The organism is Devosia sp. Root105, assembly GCF_001424865.1.
Lineage (GTDB): Bacteria > Pseudomonadota > Alphaproteobacteria > Rhizobiales > Devosiaceae > Devosia_A.
This window is the reverse complement of record NZ_LMCR01000002.1, coordinates 122,764-138,396: the sequence shown is the minus strand read 5'-3', so window position 1 is coordinate 138,396 and position 15,633 is coordinate 122,764. Positions and strand designations below refer to the sequence as shown.

12 protein-coding genes are annotated in these 15,633 nt (G+C 66.1%); 6 read left to right on the top strand and 6 right to left on the bottom strand.

Annotation, left to right across the window (positions count from 1 at the left end; translation table 11 throughout):
* Positions 1 to 9: 9 nt before the first annotated feature.
* The 6 genes from ASC68_RS06075 to ASC68_RS06050 all read left to right on the top strand — a co-directional run bounded on the left by ASC68_RS06075 (position 10) and on the right by ASC68_RS06050 (position 9,245).
* The gene (locus ASC68_RS06075) at positions 10 to 840 is read left to right on the top strand and encodes an AraC family transcriptional regulator (protein ID WP_055876407.1); all 831 of its coding nucleotides are present in this window, start codon (positions 10 to 12) and stop codon (positions 838 to 840) included.
* 284 nt (positions 841 to 1,124) lie between these two features.
* Positions 1,125 to 1,595 (top strand): hypothetical protein, encoded by a 471-nt coding sequence (locus ASC68_RS06070; RefSeq protein ID WP_156387266.1) that lies wholly within the window; start codon positions 1,125 to 1,127, stop codon positions 1,593 to 1,595.
* Between the two features lie 179 nt (positions 1,596 to 1,774).
* Complete coding sequence (locus ASC68_RS06065; RefSeq protein ID WP_055876400.1) at positions 1,775 to 3,970, top strand: GMC family oxidoreductase N-terminal domain-containing protein; 2,196 nt, start codon at positions 1,775 to 1,777, stop codon at positions 3,968 to 3,970.
* A 92-nt stretch (positions 3,971 to 4,062) separates the two neighbouring features.
* On the top strand, positions 4,063 to 6,969 hold the full coding sequence (locus tag ASC68_RS06060; RefSeq protein ID WP_055876454.1) for a hypothetical protein: 2,907 nt from the start codon (positions 4,063 to 4,065) through the stop codon (positions 6,967 to 6,969).
* Entirely contained in the window at positions 6,966 to 8,627 is a 1,662-nt protein-coding gene (locus tag ASC68_RS06055) for an alkaline phosphatase family protein (protein WP_055876396.1), read from the top strand. The genes ASC68_RS06060 and ASC68_RS06055 overlap by 4 nt, the downstream gene beginning before the upstream one ends.
* Before the next feature lie 6 nt (positions 8,628 to 8,633).
* The gene (locus tag ASC68_RS06050; protein ID WP_055876393.1) at positions 8,634 to 9,245 is read left to right on the top strand and encodes a hypothetical protein; all 612 of its coding nucleotides are present in this window, start codon (positions 8,634 to 8,636) and stop codon (positions 9,243 to 9,245) included.
* 12 nt (positions 9,246 to 9,257) lie between these two features.
* Here the strand turns inward: ASC68_RS06050 and mepA are convergent, their stop codons facing one another.
* The 6 genes from mepA to ASC68_RS06020 all read right to left on the bottom strand — a co-directional run bounded on the left by mepA (position 9,258) and on the right by ASC68_RS06020 (position 15,619).
* Complete coding sequence (mepA, locus tag ASC68_RS06045) at positions 9,258 to 10,109, bottom strand: penicillin-insensitive murein endopeptidase (protein WP_082527952.1); 852 nt, start codon at positions 10,107 to 10,109, stop codon at positions 9,258 to 9,260.
* 115 nt (positions 10,110 to 10,224) lie between these two features.
* Positions 10,225 to 11,262, bottom strand: a complete 1,038-nt coding sequence (locus ASC68_RS06040) for a Gfo/Idh/MocA family oxidoreductase (protein WP_055876388.1) — start codon at positions 11,260 to 11,262, stop codon at positions 10,225 to 10,227.
* Positions 11,263 to 11,272: 10 nt separating this feature from the next.
* Positions 11,273 to 12,475 (bottom strand): hypothetical protein, encoded by a 1,203-nt coding sequence (locus tag ASC68_RS06035; RefSeq protein ID WP_055876385.1) that lies wholly within the window; start codon positions 12,473 to 12,475, stop codon positions 11,273 to 11,275.
* On the bottom strand, positions 12,472 to 13,344 hold the full coding sequence (locus tag ASC68_RS06030) for a carbohydrate ABC transporter permease (protein ID WP_055876381.1): 873 nt from the start codon (positions 13,342 to 13,344) through the stop codon (positions 12,472 to 12,474). The genes ASC68_RS06035 and ASC68_RS06030 overlap by 4 nt, the downstream gene beginning before the upstream one ends.
* The gene (locus ASC68_RS06025; RefSeq protein ID WP_055876378.1) at positions 13,341 to 14,231 is read right to left on the bottom strand and encodes a sugar ABC transporter permease; all 891 of its coding nucleotides are present in this window, start codon (positions 14,229 to 14,231) and stop codon (positions 13,341 to 13,343) included. The genes ASC68_RS06030 and ASC68_RS06025 overlap by 4 nt, the downstream gene beginning before the upstream one ends.
* 77 nt (positions 14,232 to 14,308) lie before the next feature.
* Positions 14,309 to 15,619: an extracellular solute-binding protein gene (locus tag ASC68_RS06020; RefSeq protein ID WP_082527951.1), complete on the bottom strand. Its 1,311-nt coding sequence runs from the start codon at positions 15,617 to 15,619 to the stop codon at positions 14,309 to 14,311.
* Between the last annotated feature and the right edge of the window lie 14 nt (positions 15,620 to 15,633).

Here is a 15,633-nt window from a genome sequence, read left to right as displayed (position 1 = left end):
TTTTCGCTCATGGCTAACTTTTCCGTCGCCGCCTATCGCCCACATATTCCCGGCACCGCGCCGCTGCTCGGGGTGCTCGAATACGGGGCGCACCGGATCTCGACGCAGATCGAGAATCGGAAGCTCGAGCTGTTCGCCGTGGTGATGGTCGAACGTGGCCGCGGCCGGTTGCACACCGCGTCGAGCGGCAGCCAGGTTGTGACAGCGCCGGCCATCTTCTGGCTCTGGCCGGGAATGGCGCATTCCTATGGGCCGGATGACGGCACCGACTGGGACGAGCAATGGGCGCTGTTCGAAGGACGGATCGCCAACGACGTGCTGGCCAGCGCCTTGATCGAGCCGCGCCAACCGCTGCTGCAACTGCACGAGCTTGGTGAAATGCAGCGGCTGTTCGCGCTGTTGCGGGTGGAGATGGGCGACGACACGCACCTCGCCCGCGCCTCGGCCGGCGCCCGCATGCAGCGCATCGCGCTCACTGCGGCGCAGCAGAGCCTGATCGAGCGGCGCGAGCGCGCCGAACACCCCATCGCCCCGGCGATCGAAACGCTGCGTAAGCGGGCCTTCGAGACCGTCGACCTGACCCGCTTCGCCGCGGAGTTCGGCATGTCGCCGGCGACGCTGAGGCGGAAGTTCATCGCCGCCACGGGCGTACCGCCCAAAGCGTTCCAGCTGCGTTTGCGGCTCGACCGGGCCAAGGAGATGCTGGCGATCAGCAATGCCGGCATCGAGGCGATTGCCCACCAGACCGGCTTCGAGGACGCCTTCTACTTCTCGCGGGTGTTTGCGCAGCGCGAAGGCATGTCCCCGAGCAGTTTCCGCAGCACCAACCGGCGGGGGTAGCGGCAGGCGTGTCGCCCCAGGTCCGGCAGGGCAAGCGCTGATAGTAGTTGGGGTTCTCTCCGCGTACTCATCGTCCGTCGCTTCGCTCCGGCCGCGCTACACTTCGTTGCGCGGACCCCTCATCCGCCCTTCGGGCACCTTCTCCCACAAGGGGAGAAGGCTAGAGGTGGTCAGCGCCATCATATGCGATTGCCCCGGTCGGCTCCCGGCTGTGGGCGTTCTGTCAGCTTGCGGGAGTTAGGCTCGGTGATCCCTAGTTATCCGACGAGGGCAAGATGTCATCGATGCGGCTTCACAGACTGGCATGGATTATCCTGGTTACTCCCGTAGTGGCAGCGGGGTTGCCGGCGTTGGCGCAATCGGCGGACGGCCCCGCCATCAAGCGCGAGTTCCTGTTCGAGGTGCCGGGGTACAAGACCCAGAACCAGGGCGGGCAGACGATGAACATGTATTTCCACTACCGCTACAACAGCGGCATCGCCGAAGCCGATATCCCGAATTACGAAGACCTGCGCAGCCATGCGCTGAAGTTCATGGATGCGGTCGACCCAACCAAGAACCCCTATTGGGAAACGCTCAACCAGGAGCTGTGCACGCAACTGAAGGACGGCTTCCCGATCGAGGCCATCACCTGCCAGTTGCTGGTCTATCCCGACAACCGGCCGGGGTTGCCATATGAGCCGGGCTATCACGGCTCGATCCACACGATCGGCGATATCGAGCCGCTGGCGATCCTGTCGCGGCCGCCACCGTGATTGCTGCAGGAACGGATGCTGCCCGCACTCCGAATAAGTCCTTCGCATTCTAGTAGAAACGTGAATTGACGGCACGACTGGCAGCGTAAATCCTGACTTCGCCGAGTAGTCATCTGAGGGGTTGGCTCGTGGCTGATAGTTCTGCCTTCCGCCCTGCCGGATTGGACCGGCGTCAATTCATGGCGTCGCTGGCCGCGGCCGTGGCGGCAATCGCCTCGTCTCCGGTCTGGGCGCAGTCGGCGCCCGCCGCGGCAGCAATCGAGAAAACCCACGATGCCCTGTTCGACCTGTGGTTCCCGCAGGCCGAACTGGGGCTGCCGCCCGATGCGGCCAAATCCATCGCCGAGATCGCCGCCGAAGTCAGCAAGGCGATGCTTTCAGGCTTCGAGGCTTCGCCGGTGGCGCAACTGCTCGCCGGGTTCACCGAACCGCAGGCGCTGCCGTTCTATGCCGAGCTCAAGGCGTCGAGCGATCCGGCAGTGCAGGCCTTCATCACCACCCCGGGCGGCTTCGGCGCGATGGACCCGGCGCTGAGGACGCTGCTCTACTCGTATTTGTTCGAGGGCACGGCAGGGCCAGTCTCGACGCAGATCGCCTCGATCCTGCGGGAGGCCTATCTCTCCTCGATCTGGGACCTGCCGCTGGCGCAGCCGCTCAGCAACTTCCTCGCCCCGCCGGTTTTCGTCAGCCGGCCCGATGTCTATTCGATGCTCAACGCGCCGACGATCGCACCCAGCCGGCTGACCTATGACGCGGCGACCAAGACCATCAGCCATGCCGACGGGCCGATCGAGTATCTGGTGATCGGCAGCGGGCCGGGCGGCGCCACCGTCGCCAGCCAGCTGCAGGCGGCCGGCAAGCGGGTGGTGCTGATCGAGAAGGGGCCGTTCGTCGTCTGGGGCTCGATGACGACGCGCAGCTACCCGCGCCTGATGTACAAGGGCGACCAGTCCTTTACCGCCGACAATGCGGTGGTGATCCGCAGCGGCGAGACGCTGGGCGGCGGCTCGGCCGTCAATATCGACCTCGCCTTCTCGCCACTCGAATCCACGGTGCAGACCCGCATCAATGGCTGGATCGCCGACGGCTTAATGGACGGCACCTACTATTCGACCGAGCGGCTCGCCACTGCCTATGAGTGGGTGCGCCAGGCGATCGGCACCCGCACGCTGGCCGAGAGCGAGCTCAACAACGACAACCAGGCGCTGTGGGACGGCGCCGCCGCCTATGGCGCCGACCCCTCGCTCTATCACCTCAACCGGTTCCCGGTCGGCGACTCGCCGTCGCCGGTGAACGACAAGCTCGATGCCGCCCGGCAGTTGCTCTACCCAGCCATTGCCGACACCGCCAACCCACTCGGCATCATACCGGACGCGACGGTCGACGAGATCGTCTTCGATGCGACCGGTACGCGCGCCACCGGCGTCACCCTGCACATGACGGCGCCATGGACCGACTACGGCAATACGGTGGTCGACCCGTCAAAGCTCGGCATTCCACCCGACGTGCCGGTGAGCATCGCGGCCGAGACCATCGTGGTCTCGGCCGGCACCATCGGCACGACACGGGTGCTGCTCAACACCGCCAAGGCCAACCCCAAGGTCGCCAATGACAAAATCGGCCGCGGACTGATCCTTCACCCATCGGTGCCGTTGCTCGGGCTGTTCGACAAGGTCATCGACCTGCTCGATGGGCTCGACAGCGCCACCTACGTCTCGTCGTTCGGCGCCTCGCCCGGCTTCATTTACGAGACCATGGCCGGGCTGCCGGCCTATGGCGCGCTGCTGGTGCCCGGTAGCGGCAAGCAGGTCTACGAGGAGATGGCGCGGTTCAACAACTATGTCGGCTTCGGCTGCATGCTGGTCGACACGGCATCGGAGGGCAATCGGGTGGTGCTCGACGCGACCGGCGACACGGTGCTCGAGTATACGCTCAGCGACAGCGACAAGGCGCGGTTCCGCATTGGAGTGGCGATCGGGGTTCGGATGATGTTCCTCGCCGGCGCCAAGAAGGTGATCATCCCCTCCAATGAAAACGTGCTCGGGGTCGAAAATTTCGATCCGATGGTCGGCACCTATTTCACCGACATCAAGCAGGCCGACCTGATCGATGAAAACCTCAAGTTCATCCCCAACCGCAATGTGCTGACCTCGGCGCACCTGCAGGCGACCAACAAGATGGGGCCGGCCGGCACGGGCGTGGTGTCGCTCAACCACCGGTTGTGGGCTGCCGATGGCAGCGAGGTGCCGAATGTCTACGTGATGGACAGCAGCATCTTCCCGACCTCGGTCGGCGCCAATCCGATGCAGTCCCTCTACACCATCGCCAAAATCTTCTCCGAACGACTGATCGAGGGCATCCCCCAACCGAGCTGAGGATTCTCGTGACCATCGAGGCGGCCTGCTCCACGCAACGGAAGCGCATAACGCCGAGGCGCTCGCTCGCAACGCTCGTCGGCGGCCTCGCGATGGCACTGCTGTCAGCGGCCGGCGCCGTGGCGGGTACCTGCCCGGCCGAGCAGCAGACGGCGCTGGCGCCGGTCGACCCAGAGCTCTGCCTCTCGCTCGACGCCGATATCCGCAACCCCGGCGGCTTCGCACTCGATGTCTACGAGAAGAAGCTCGACGCCTTCCTTGGCCATTATTGCCATCGCGATCCCGCCCGCGGCTGGGCCCGCGACAAGACGGTGCGCGATACCGGGCCGTTCACCGCGACGCTTGCCGATGGCAAGTGGATCGGCAGCGAGCACGGCACGCATGCGCCGGTGGTGATCTGGTATTCGCCCGAAATGCTGGCCTGGCTCGAGAAATATCGCTCGGAGGACGCCGATCCGAGCCTCGTCCCGCCGCCGGTGCCGGCTGGAGCGGTAATGATCAAGGAGATGTATCCGGCCCCGGCCGCCGACTGCGCCGGCGTCGACCCGATGAAGCTGTTCCCCACCAGCGGCGCGGCCGTCATGATCCGCGCGCCTGACGTTTCGTTCGATGGCTGGTTCTGGGGCTGGTACGGCTTCGGTGCCAAGAGCGGCTGGACGCCGGACTGGCCGGCGCCGCCGGGGAATTCGATCCCCGACATGGGCTTTGCCCAATACTGCATGAACTGCCACGCCTCGGCCAAGGACAACCTCACCTTCGCCACCACCGCCAATATCGAGGGGCATCCCGGCACGCCGACAGTGTTCCTCAGCCAGAACTTCTTCGTCGACGCCCCGGCGACCCCAACCCAGCATCAGGCGGTGGCGCAGGCCGATTTCGGCGCGCCGCGCTTGCTCGTGCCGTTCAGCACGCCCGACCCCGGTGTTGTCAAAGACCTGATGGCCTATGCCGAGGGGTTGCCACCGGCCGCCAACGTCCAGCCGATGCCATCGCAGACCTATGACAATACCTGGGTCGCGGCAGGTGGGCCGACGGCGGCCGACACCTTCCTCACCTCGAGCCAGTGCCTCGGCTGCCACGATGCCGGCAGCACCGGGTTGCAGTTCGACATGACGCAGCCCAACCCGCACGGCAATACGCTCGACAACCTGTCGCCCTATGCGACCTGGCGGTCGTCGCCGATGGGGCTTGCCGGGCGCGACCCGTTCTTTTTTGCGCAGCTGGCGAGCGAGACCCAGACTTTCCACCCGGATGCGGCGGACACCGTGCAGACGGTCTGCCTCGGCTGCCACGGCATTGCGGGGGAACGGCAGTTCAATATCGATAGCAAGCTGGCGGGCGGGCAGTGCTCGAGCTTCGAGCGCTCGGTGCTGGAGACGCTGCCGTGGGAGGGCGGCACATCGCACCTCGCCCAATACGCCATGCTGGCCCGTGACGGGGTCTCGTGCACCGCCTGCCACCGCATGGCGCTGGGCGATCGGGTCACCGAAAACCTGCTGGCGGCGCCGCAGAACGCCTGCGTCGCCGAGCGGCAGGCGCTGCTCAACCCCGACAATACCGGCTTTGCCAAGACCTTCACCGGCAGCTTCCTCGTCGGCCCGCCGGATTCGCTGATCGGGCCGTTCGACAAGCCGCAGACCACGCCGATGAAGCAGGCGCTCGGCATCACGCCCGAGGAGCACCCGACCATCGCCGCGTCAGAGGTCTGCGGCTCCTGCCACACGGTGCACCTGCCGGTGCTGCAGGAGGGCAAGATCATTGCTCACATCTACGAGCAGACGACCTATCCCGAGTGGGCATTCAGCGCCTTCCGCACCGGCTCGACACCCGACGGAATGCTGCCGCAAGGGGCGGGCACCACCCCGCTCTCCTGCCAGGACTGCCACATGGCGGCAAGCGACGCCAATGGCGTGCCGTACAAGTCGAAGATCGCCAGCATCCAGGAATACTCGAACTTCCCGCAGGCCGATAACGCCACCGCACCGGAGAAGATCGACCTCGAGGCGCGCGATAACTTCGCGCTGCACACCTTGGTCGGGCTCAACGTGTTCCTCGTCAAGCTGGCCCAGCAGTTCCCCGATATCCTCGGCATCCCGATCGCCGATCCGATGCTGGGCAGCAAGGGCACGGACCCGCTGCTGTGGACCGAGAGCGCCATGCTGGATCAGGCGAGGCAGCACACCGCCGATATCGCCGTCGGCAGCGTCGCCGTCACTGACACGACGCTCACCGCCACCGTGAAGGTGACCAACAAGGTCGGGCACAAGTTCCCCTCGGGGGTCGGGTTCCGCCGCGCCTTTGTCGAGTTCTCGGTGCTCGACGCCGGCGGCAAGGTCTTGTGGCGCTCGGGCGGCACCAATGCCGCTGGCGCACTGGTCGACGGCAACGCCACACCGCTCGACGGCGAGTATTGGTGGGATGCCAATTGCAAGGCCCGCATCGCACCGGAGCAGCGGCTGCACCAGCCGCATTTCGAGACCATCACCAGCCAATCGCAGGCGCAGGTCTACCAGGAGCTGGTCTCGACCCCCGGCGGCACGGCGCCGGTCTGCGGCGCCGGGTCGTCCCCCTCGGGCCAACTGACCACGAGCTTTCTCTCGATTTGCTCGACAGTGAAGGACAACCGGCTGCTGCCCGACGGTTACCTGCCGCTCGAGCAGCGGGTCGAGATCGCCAATGCGCTGGGGGCCGGCGACGACCTGGCGCTCGAGGCCGGCTCGGTCGGCGTCGGCGACGACCCGGATTACGTCGCGGGCGGCTCGGACAGCATCGCCTATGTGGTGCCGCTCAGCGAGATCAGCGGCAAACCGGCCAGCGTCAGCGCCACGCTCTACTACCAGGCGACGCCACCCTTCTACCTGCAGGATCGGTTCTGCACCGCCTCAGGCAGCGATACCGACCGGCTCTACCACATGGTGACCCGGCTCAACCTCGAGGAAACACCGGCCGAAGGCTGGAAGCTCGCTATCGCCGCCACCAGCCAGGCAGCCGTGCCTTGAGCAAGACCGCCGGCCCTTCGCGGCGCAACTTCCTCAAGCTGAGCGCCGCGGCAATGGCCGGAGCGAGCGCCACGCCGGGCCAGGCCGCCGAGGCGGTGGCGAAGGGTGACCCGGCCGCGGCGCTCGACCACCTGGTGGTGATCATGTTCGAGAACCGCTCGTTCGATAACCTCTTGGGCCACCTCTACCCGTCCGGGCAGATCCCCGACGGGCAGAGTTTTGACGGCGTCGGCAATGGCAGTTTCGTCAACCCGTCGCCGAGCGGCGCTATCACGGCGCATATCTATGCCGGCTCGACCGACGCGATCATGGCGAGCCCGACGCCGGACCCGGGCGAGGAATACCCGCACGTCAACACGCAGCTGTTCGGCACCGTCGATCCACCAGGCAATGCCGGGCTCGATTTCAGCGCCATGACGGCGCCGTTCAACGCGCCGCCCGCGGGCACCGCGCCGAGCATGAACGGCTTCGTCACCGACTACATCAACAGCTTCGTCGCAACGCAGAGCCGGCAGCCCGAGCCGGACGAGTATGCCGTGGTGATGGGCGGCTTCAGCCCCGACATGCTGCCGGTGTTCAGCACGCTGGCCCGCGGCTTTGCGGTCTACGACGCCTGGCATTGCGCCGTGCCGTCGCAGACCTTCTGCAACCGCGCCTTCTTCAATGCCTCGACCTCGTCCGGTTTCGTCACCAACAGCGGTGGCGCAGCCGGTTATCTCAAATGGATGGACCCCAAGCGCAATGCCGCGCCGACCATCTTCAACCGGCTCGAGGCAGCGGGCATTTCCTGGGCGGTGTATTTCGACGAGACGCAGATCGTCTCGCTGACCGGGCTGATCAACGGCCCGGCGCTCAAGCCCTACTGGAAGACCAGGTTTCGCGGCATGCAGCAGTTCCATGCCGATGCCGCTGCCGGCACGCTGCCAGCCTATGCCTTCATCGAGCCGCGCATCATCTTTGACCACAACGACATGCATCCGCCGGTCGCTGCCTTCGATTTCGTCGGCGCCGACGGGGTGACCGTGCAGGTCGGCGGCAATTCCGATGTGCGGGCCGGCGAGAAGCTGCTGCACGAGGTCTATTCGGCGATCCGCCTCTCCGCCTCGCCTACCGGATCCAATGCCGGCAACACGCTGCTGCTGGTTACCTTCGACGAGCATGGCGGCACCTATGACCACGTGCCGCCGCCGGCCGCGACGCCACCGGCCGGTCTCACCGATACCGAGATGGGTTTTGCCTTTGACCGGCTCGGGGTGCGGGTTCCGGCCATCGCCATCTCGGCCTATACGCGGGCCGGAACGATCATCAACGCGCCGATGCACCACGCTGCGGCGATCGCGACGCTCTGCAACCGCTATGGCCTTGCCCCGCTCACCGCCCGCGACGCCGGGGCACGCGACCTCGGCAACGCCATCAACCTGACGGAACCGCGCCCGGCAGCCGATTGGCCCGAGACCACGCCGCAATATGTGCCGCCCAACCCCGAAGCCGGCGGCCCATTCTCCGAGGCGGCCGGCAAGGCTCCGCTCAGCCCGCCCGGCCGCGCGCTGATGGGGATGCTGGTGAAGAATTTCGGCCTCCCCACCGACGAAGTCCCCACCACCTATGACGAGGCCTATGCGCTGCTGCAGCGCCTCGGCCCCGGCCTGTTCGGTTAGCAGCAGATGACCTCCACGGCGGTCCTGCTGGTGCTCGTCGTCATCGCGCTCCTGGTCGCGATCATCATCTTCGACGTCTTTACCCTGGGCACCAAGGGGCGGCTCAATGCGCTCAGACAGTGGCAGACGCTGATCGGCACGATGCTCGGCTTCGTCACCGGCGCCGGGGTGCTGGCGATCTCGAGCGCCATCCAGGACGAGACACAGGTACGGCGCAACCAGGAGGCGCTGGTGCAGGTCGGTAACGCGCTGCGCGTCGAAGCGAGGGATCTCGACGGCGTGCTCGCCCGGGCCCAGTTGCTGCGCGATACGCTGATGCCGAGCGACCCTAACAAGCCCGCCGGCTGCAGTGGTACGGTGAATGAGCTGGTCGACGCCTTCCAGCGCGAGACGCCGATCTACACCGCCGCCGTTCCCCAATTTATCGCGGTGGGCGAGCCGAACCTGGCGCTGTTTGTGTCGTTCTATGCCGGCTTCGAGGAGCTGGCGCGGGCCGCCAAGCAATATGGCGACAATGGCTGCCCGGTGGTCGCCAAGGAAACGGTCGCGCTGTTCTACGGCCGCATCGACGCGGCTCGCGCCGACTTCGCCAGGATCGCCGCGATCTACAAGGGATAACGGCGAGACAGCTCAGTCTGCCTTGAGCACGGCGGTGCAGGCCTTGGGCAGATCGGCGAGGGTCAGTGGCGGGGCCGGTGGCTTGTCGCTCGGCTTGTACGGCTCGTCGGTGAACCAGTAGTCGAGTTCGGCGCCACAGCCGTCACCGGCCGGAGCCGGCGCCTGGTTGACGCAGAGCTCGACGCCCGCCGGGCAGTCGAGCCGCACGTGGAAATGGTCGTCATGGCCGTACCAGGGGCGGATCTTGTTCAGAAAGCTGCGGTCGCGCCAAGTGACGGCGCAGAGCGATTTCTTGATCCCCGGCGCCACAAAGATGCGGGCCACGCCCGGCAGCTCGGCGGCGCGATAGAGCAGCAGGCGCTGCGCTTCGCCGAAGCGCTGGGGGTCGATCTCGCGGGTGCCCTTCTTCAGCATCGAGCGGGCGGAGAGGCTCTCGCGCTCATCGGCGCTGAGCTGGTGATCCGGCATGCGCTCGAACCAGATGTCGACGTCTAGCCCGATCTGATGCGAGGCGTGCCCGCTGGCCATCGGCCCGCCGCGCGCCTGCCCCATATCGCCGACCAGTATCCCCGGCCAGCCATCCTGCGCCGCCGATTGGGCGAGCGCCCCGACATAGCTGACGAGCTCGGCACTGCCCCAGCGCCGATCGCGCGACAGGCGCATCGCCTGCCAGCCCGGCCCATCGGTCGGCAATTGCACCGCACCGGCGATGCAGCCCTTGGCGTAACTGCCCACCGGCACCTCGGGTCCGGTGGTCGGCGAATGCATGGCGCCGAACAGGTCTCGCGCCGGTTGCGCCAGCGCCGCCGAGAGCAGCGTCAGCAGGGCGACAGCCGCCAAAGCAAGCATGCGAAGCACAGCCATCATCACCCCCCATGAAGCACCCACGACTCACGGTTTTTGATCGTAACATCAGGGCCGTGTCATGGCGGAGCGGCACATTCGGCCCCGCCTCGGCGCGAGCCCAATTGCATTGCGCTCAGCGGTCGAGGTCAGCCAGCCGGACCGGGCGCTGTTCGGCGCTCGAAGCAAGGATCGCTTCGATCAGCCGATGCACCTTGAGAGCCTCCTCGCCGGTGACCAACGGCTCGCGGTCCTCGTCCAGGGCATCGAGAAAATCCTCGAGCACGGCGCGGTGCCGGGCGTGCGAATAGCCCATCGGGTCGGCGCCGCCACCATGGCCGGCGGCAGCGACAGAGTGATCCTCGATGCTGCCATCGCGCCAATAGAGCATCAGGCTTTCACCTGATATCACCGCCGTGGCCCGGTCGAAGACCAGTTCCAGCCGTTCGGGGAACCCCGGGAAGCTGGCAGTGGAGGCATCGATCGAACCGATCGCGCCATTGCCGAAGCGGATCGCGGCACTGACCACGTCCTCGCATTCCATCCGGTGGGTCTGCGAGGTGCCGGCCATGGCGCTGACCTCGGCGACCGGGCCGGTGAGGCTCAGGAACAGGTCGAGCGCGTGGATAGCCTGGGTCAGCAACACGCCGCCGCCGTCGCGCGCCAGCGTGCCGCGGCCCGGCTCGTCATAGTAGGATTGGGCTCGCCACCAGCGGATCGAAGCCGAGGCGGTCACCAGTTCGCCCAGCTCTCCCTCAGCGATGCGGCGCCCGAGTTCGCGTGCATTGGGCCGGGTGCGGTTCTGCAGCACGATGCCGAGCCGGACACCGGCGGTACGGGCGACCGCCACGACTTCGCGGCTCCGGGCCGGACTGTGCTCGATGGGCTTTTCCAGCAGGATGGCTTTGCCCGCGGCGGCCGCCAGCCGCACCATTTCGAGATGCGCCGATGGCGGGGTCAGCACCAGCACGACATCGACCCGCGGATCGCCGACCAGGGCGTCGAGGTCGTCGCTGACCGGAAAGCCATAAGCCGCATGGGCCGCCTCGCGGCGCTCGGCCGAGCGGCTGAACACACCGATCACTTCGACCCGATCAGTCAGATCACGCAGGCTCAGCGCATGTGGCTTCATGCCCATGCCGGCGCCGATCACGGCGATGCCCCTGCGCTGCATGTGCCCTCCCCTAGCTCCGGCGACCGACCACATCGATCGCAGCCAGCAGGCTCAGCCCGGTGTGGTAGCCGGGGTCGAGATCGGGGGTGGCCGGCACGTAGTCGATCGGGCCATCGTCGGTGAGGCACTGGTAGGCAATGCCGGTGCCGGGGCGCCAATAGTCGCGGAAGAACACCTCGTCGGCCTTCTGCCAGACGCGGAGGCTCTCGGCGCTGTGCGAGCGCTCGTGGCAGAGCGCTGCGCTGCGGATGGTTTCGGGCAGCGACCACCAGGGGCAATAGGGGCTGATCGGTGCGCCGCTCGCCGCCGACACCACCAGCCGCACGCCGGGCCCCACAAAGCCGCGGTCGAACGACGAGACGAGGATGGTCTCCAGCACGCGCAGCAGTTCCGGGTCGACGTCGGCCTCAAGGTAGTCGAGCGCGAAGCCGACGAACTCGATGCCGTGCCCGACATTGCAGCGATCCTCGCCCGGCACGTTACGCAGCAGCCCACTGGCGGGATCGAAATAGTTGTCGATGACATGGCCGATGAAGCGATCGGCGAAGCCGGCGAGATTGCGGTGGCCGATGCCGGTCAGCAAGGCGCCGGCACTCAGCATGATCATCCGCGGGCCAAAGTCCGCCGCCTCGGCCTCGAGCATCTCGCGCCCCAGCGGCAGCTTCTCGTCGATCTGGAAGCGATCATCCTCGATGGCAGCGATCACCTTTGCCAGCGCCGCGAGCTGGCGCGGCAGATCGGCGGGCGCATAGCGCGCCGCGCCGGCAACCAGGCCCTTGGCGGCAAATGTGTCGGAGAAGCTGTAAATGTCGGCCGGCTGGGTCTGGGGAACGAAGACTTCACCCTCGAAACGGATCGGGCGCATGTCGCGGTCGTAACAGAAATACACATGCCCATCGGCGGCGCGCAGCTTGTCGAGCGCCGTGTAGAGCCGGCGCCCGGCCACGTCGAGGGCGAGCGCGAGGTCAGGGTCGGTGCTTTCGAAGGCCGACGCGTGAGTGACGATGGCCTCGAGGGCGCGGCCCTGGATCCAGCCATAGACATGGTCGGGGCCGCGCCAGCCGTCGACCGCTGCGTAATCGACGAGGGTCAACGGGTTCAGCTTGGTGTTGACGAAGACGCCGTGCAAACGCGGCCGCGCCAGCATCCAGCGCAGCGTCTCGGCGTTGGAGGCGAGATAGCGTTGCCGCGCCGCGGCGAAGAAATCGGTCATTCCTTCAGCCCGGTGCTGGCGACGCCTTGAACGAAGTTGCGCCGCAGAAAGACGAACAGGGCCACCGACGGCACGAGGACGATGGCGGAGGCAGCGCTCAATCGGCCGAGATCGACGGTGAAGCCGGTCTGGAACAGCGCGAGGCCGACCTCGATGGTGTAGCTGTCCTTGGTGGTGGCGACGATCAGCGGCCAGGCAAAGGCCGTCCAGGCCTGGAAGAAGGCAAGGACGAACAGCGCCCCGAGCGCGCCGCGCAGCAGCGGCACGACGATGCGGATGAAGATCCAGATCTCGCCGGCGCCATCGATACGGGCGGCCTCGAGCAGCTCGTCGGGGATCGAGTGGATGACGTTCTGCCGGATCAGGAAGATGCCGAAGCTCATCACCAGGTAGCCGAGCAGCAGCCCCCAGACCGAGTTGAGGATGCCCAGGCTCTGCGCCTGGAAGTAGAGCGGGATCATGTAGACCTCGAACGGCACGATGGCGGTGGCGAGGATGATGGCGAACAGCACGCTCATCGCCCGCGACGGGAACTTGGCGAGGATGTAGCCGGCAATGGTCGAGGTGATGAGGATCGCGATGGCCGAGAGCAGCGCGAAGCTGAAGCTGTTGAAGATCCAGCGCAGCAGCGGCGTATCGGCCAGCACCGCCTCGATATTGGCGAGCGTCGGCTGGGCCGGGATGACGGTGGGCGGCCAGCTCAGCATTTCCTGCGGCGTCTTGAAGGCATTGGCGACCAGCAGCACCAGCGGCAGGATCATCAACAGCCCGAACAACCCGAGGAACAGGTCGATGCCGAGATTGGTGGCGCGCGCCTTGAACGTGCGGTCGCCGACTTCACGGGAATGTTTCTCGATGTCGGTGCTCATCGGGGGGCCCTCTTGTCACGCAGCAGGCTGAACTGCACGAAGGTCAACAGCAGCACGATGGCGAGCAGCACCACCGCCTCCGAGGCGGCATAGCCGACGCGGTAATTGCGGAAGCTGTTCTCGAGCATATCGAGCACCAGCACCCGGACCTGCCGCCCCGGCGCGCCCTGCGCATCGGAGGCCAGCACATAGACCTGGGCGTAGACGTTGAAGGCCGAAACCAGCGTCACCACCGAGACATAGAGAGTGATCGGCTTCAGCATCGGCACCGACAGGTGCCAGAATGACTGCCGCCCGGAGGCGCCATCAAGCTTGGCCGCCTCGTAGACCGAGACCGGCAGGCTCTTGAAGCCAACGAGGTAGATCAGCACGGCGAAGCCGAGCGCCTGCCAGGAACAGAGCACAATGACGCAGATGATCGACAGCACCGGGTCGAACAGCCAGGACATCGGCTTGACCCCGAACAGCGACAGGAACGCGTTAAGCGGCCCGAGCCGCGCATCAAAAATCCATTTCCACGCCATGGCGGCCGGCACCAGCGACACCACGTGCGGGATGAACACCGCCGTCTCGTAGAAGGCGGCGAAGCGCGAGCGGGTGCGGTGGAAGATCAGCGCGGCGATCACCAGCGACAGCGGAATGGTGATCAGCAGCACGCCGAAGGCGATGATCGAGGTGTTGAAGAGCGCCTCGTGGAACAGCCGGTCGCCCAGCAGCTCCTGGAAATTCCTGAGCCCGATGAACGGCTTCTTCTTCGACAGGATGTCCCACTTGTGCAGGCTCAGCCGAAGAATCTCGCTGATCGGGTAGACCCGGACAAAGGCGAAGATGGCGATGACAGGCAGGATGGCAAGCAGCGAGAAGAGCAGGCGTCGTCGCTTCAGCATGTCATCGTCTCCGTGCTGCCTCCGGGGCATGATCCCCGAAGGCAGCGGTTGAGCAAGGGCAGGTTTGCAAAACCGATTTACTGGCCAAGCAGGCCTTCACGGTCGAGAATGGCATTGATCTCCTTGTCGGCATTCTCGAGGAAGGCCTTGAGCGCCGCATCGTCGGTGGCGAGCTCCGGCTTGGCGAAGGCTTCAACGAGGAAGGCTGCGGCGCGGGTCTGGATCTCATCGATCGGGCCGATGGCCGGAACGGTGAAGAACTCATAGCTCGCGGGGTAGTTGACGTAGGCTTCGAAGCCGGGCTTGGCGGCAAGGATGGCCGAGAAATCGAGACCAGAGCGGTTCGGCAGCCAACCGACATTGTCGAGCAGCCAGAGCAGGTTTTCAGGCTTCTGGGTTGCCAGCACGAAGGCCCAGGCGGCGGCTTCCTTGTCGGCGCCGGCTTTGACGTAAAGCTGGCCGGGGCTGACGATCGAACCACGCGGCAGCGTCGCCGTGGCATATTTCAGGTCCGGGGCCTTGGTGGCGATATCGCCGATCACCCAGGACTCGCGGATGAACATGGCAGTCTGGCCGCGCTCGAAGGCATCGGCATCAGCCGGCGATTCGACCGTCACGGTCTTGGTGTCGAACAGGTTGTGCAGGTACTGCTTCATGGTGGCGGTGCCGGCTTCGGAGGCGAAGTTCGACTTCCACAGGCCCTCACCGGCGGGCGCGATCAGCTCGCCGCCATGCTGCCACATGTTGATGGCGAACTTTTCGGCAATACCCGAGCCGCCACCCGAGAGCCGCATGCTCCAGCCGGTGACAGTGGGCGCACCGCTAGCATCGCGCTGCGTCAGCTTTTCGGCATAGGCATCGAAGTCGGCCATGGTCTTGGGCGGCTCGGTGAGGCCGGCCGCGGCGAACATGTCGGTATTGTAGTAGAGCGCGCTCTGGCCGCGGAACAGCGGCATGCCGTAGACGGTGCCGTCATAGCTGGCAGAGTTGACGAAGAACTCGCCGAAATTGGCGGGATCCTTGACGAAGGCCGTCACGTCGGCCGGCGGCGTGTTGAGCAGGCCGCCCTCGAGGTAGCGGGCGGCAATGGTGGTCGCCAGCTCGATCACCTCGGCGGCTTCGCCGGAGGTGACGCCAAGCGCCACGCGCTTTTCGTGCTCGCGCAAGGCGATGGCTTCAACCGTGACCTTGAGGTCCGGGTATTCCGCCGCCATCCCCTCGGCGACATGCTGATAGAACGGCGCCAGTTCCGGGTAGCCGCTCCACACCCGGATCTCCTGCGCCGAGACCGCCGTGGCGGCCAGCCCGAGGCCGGCGGCGGACACCAGCAGCAGCTGTCGTCCTGATATCGAGAAGGCAGAAAGCTGAGGCCGAGAAAGCAATTTCATCATCGTTGTCATCC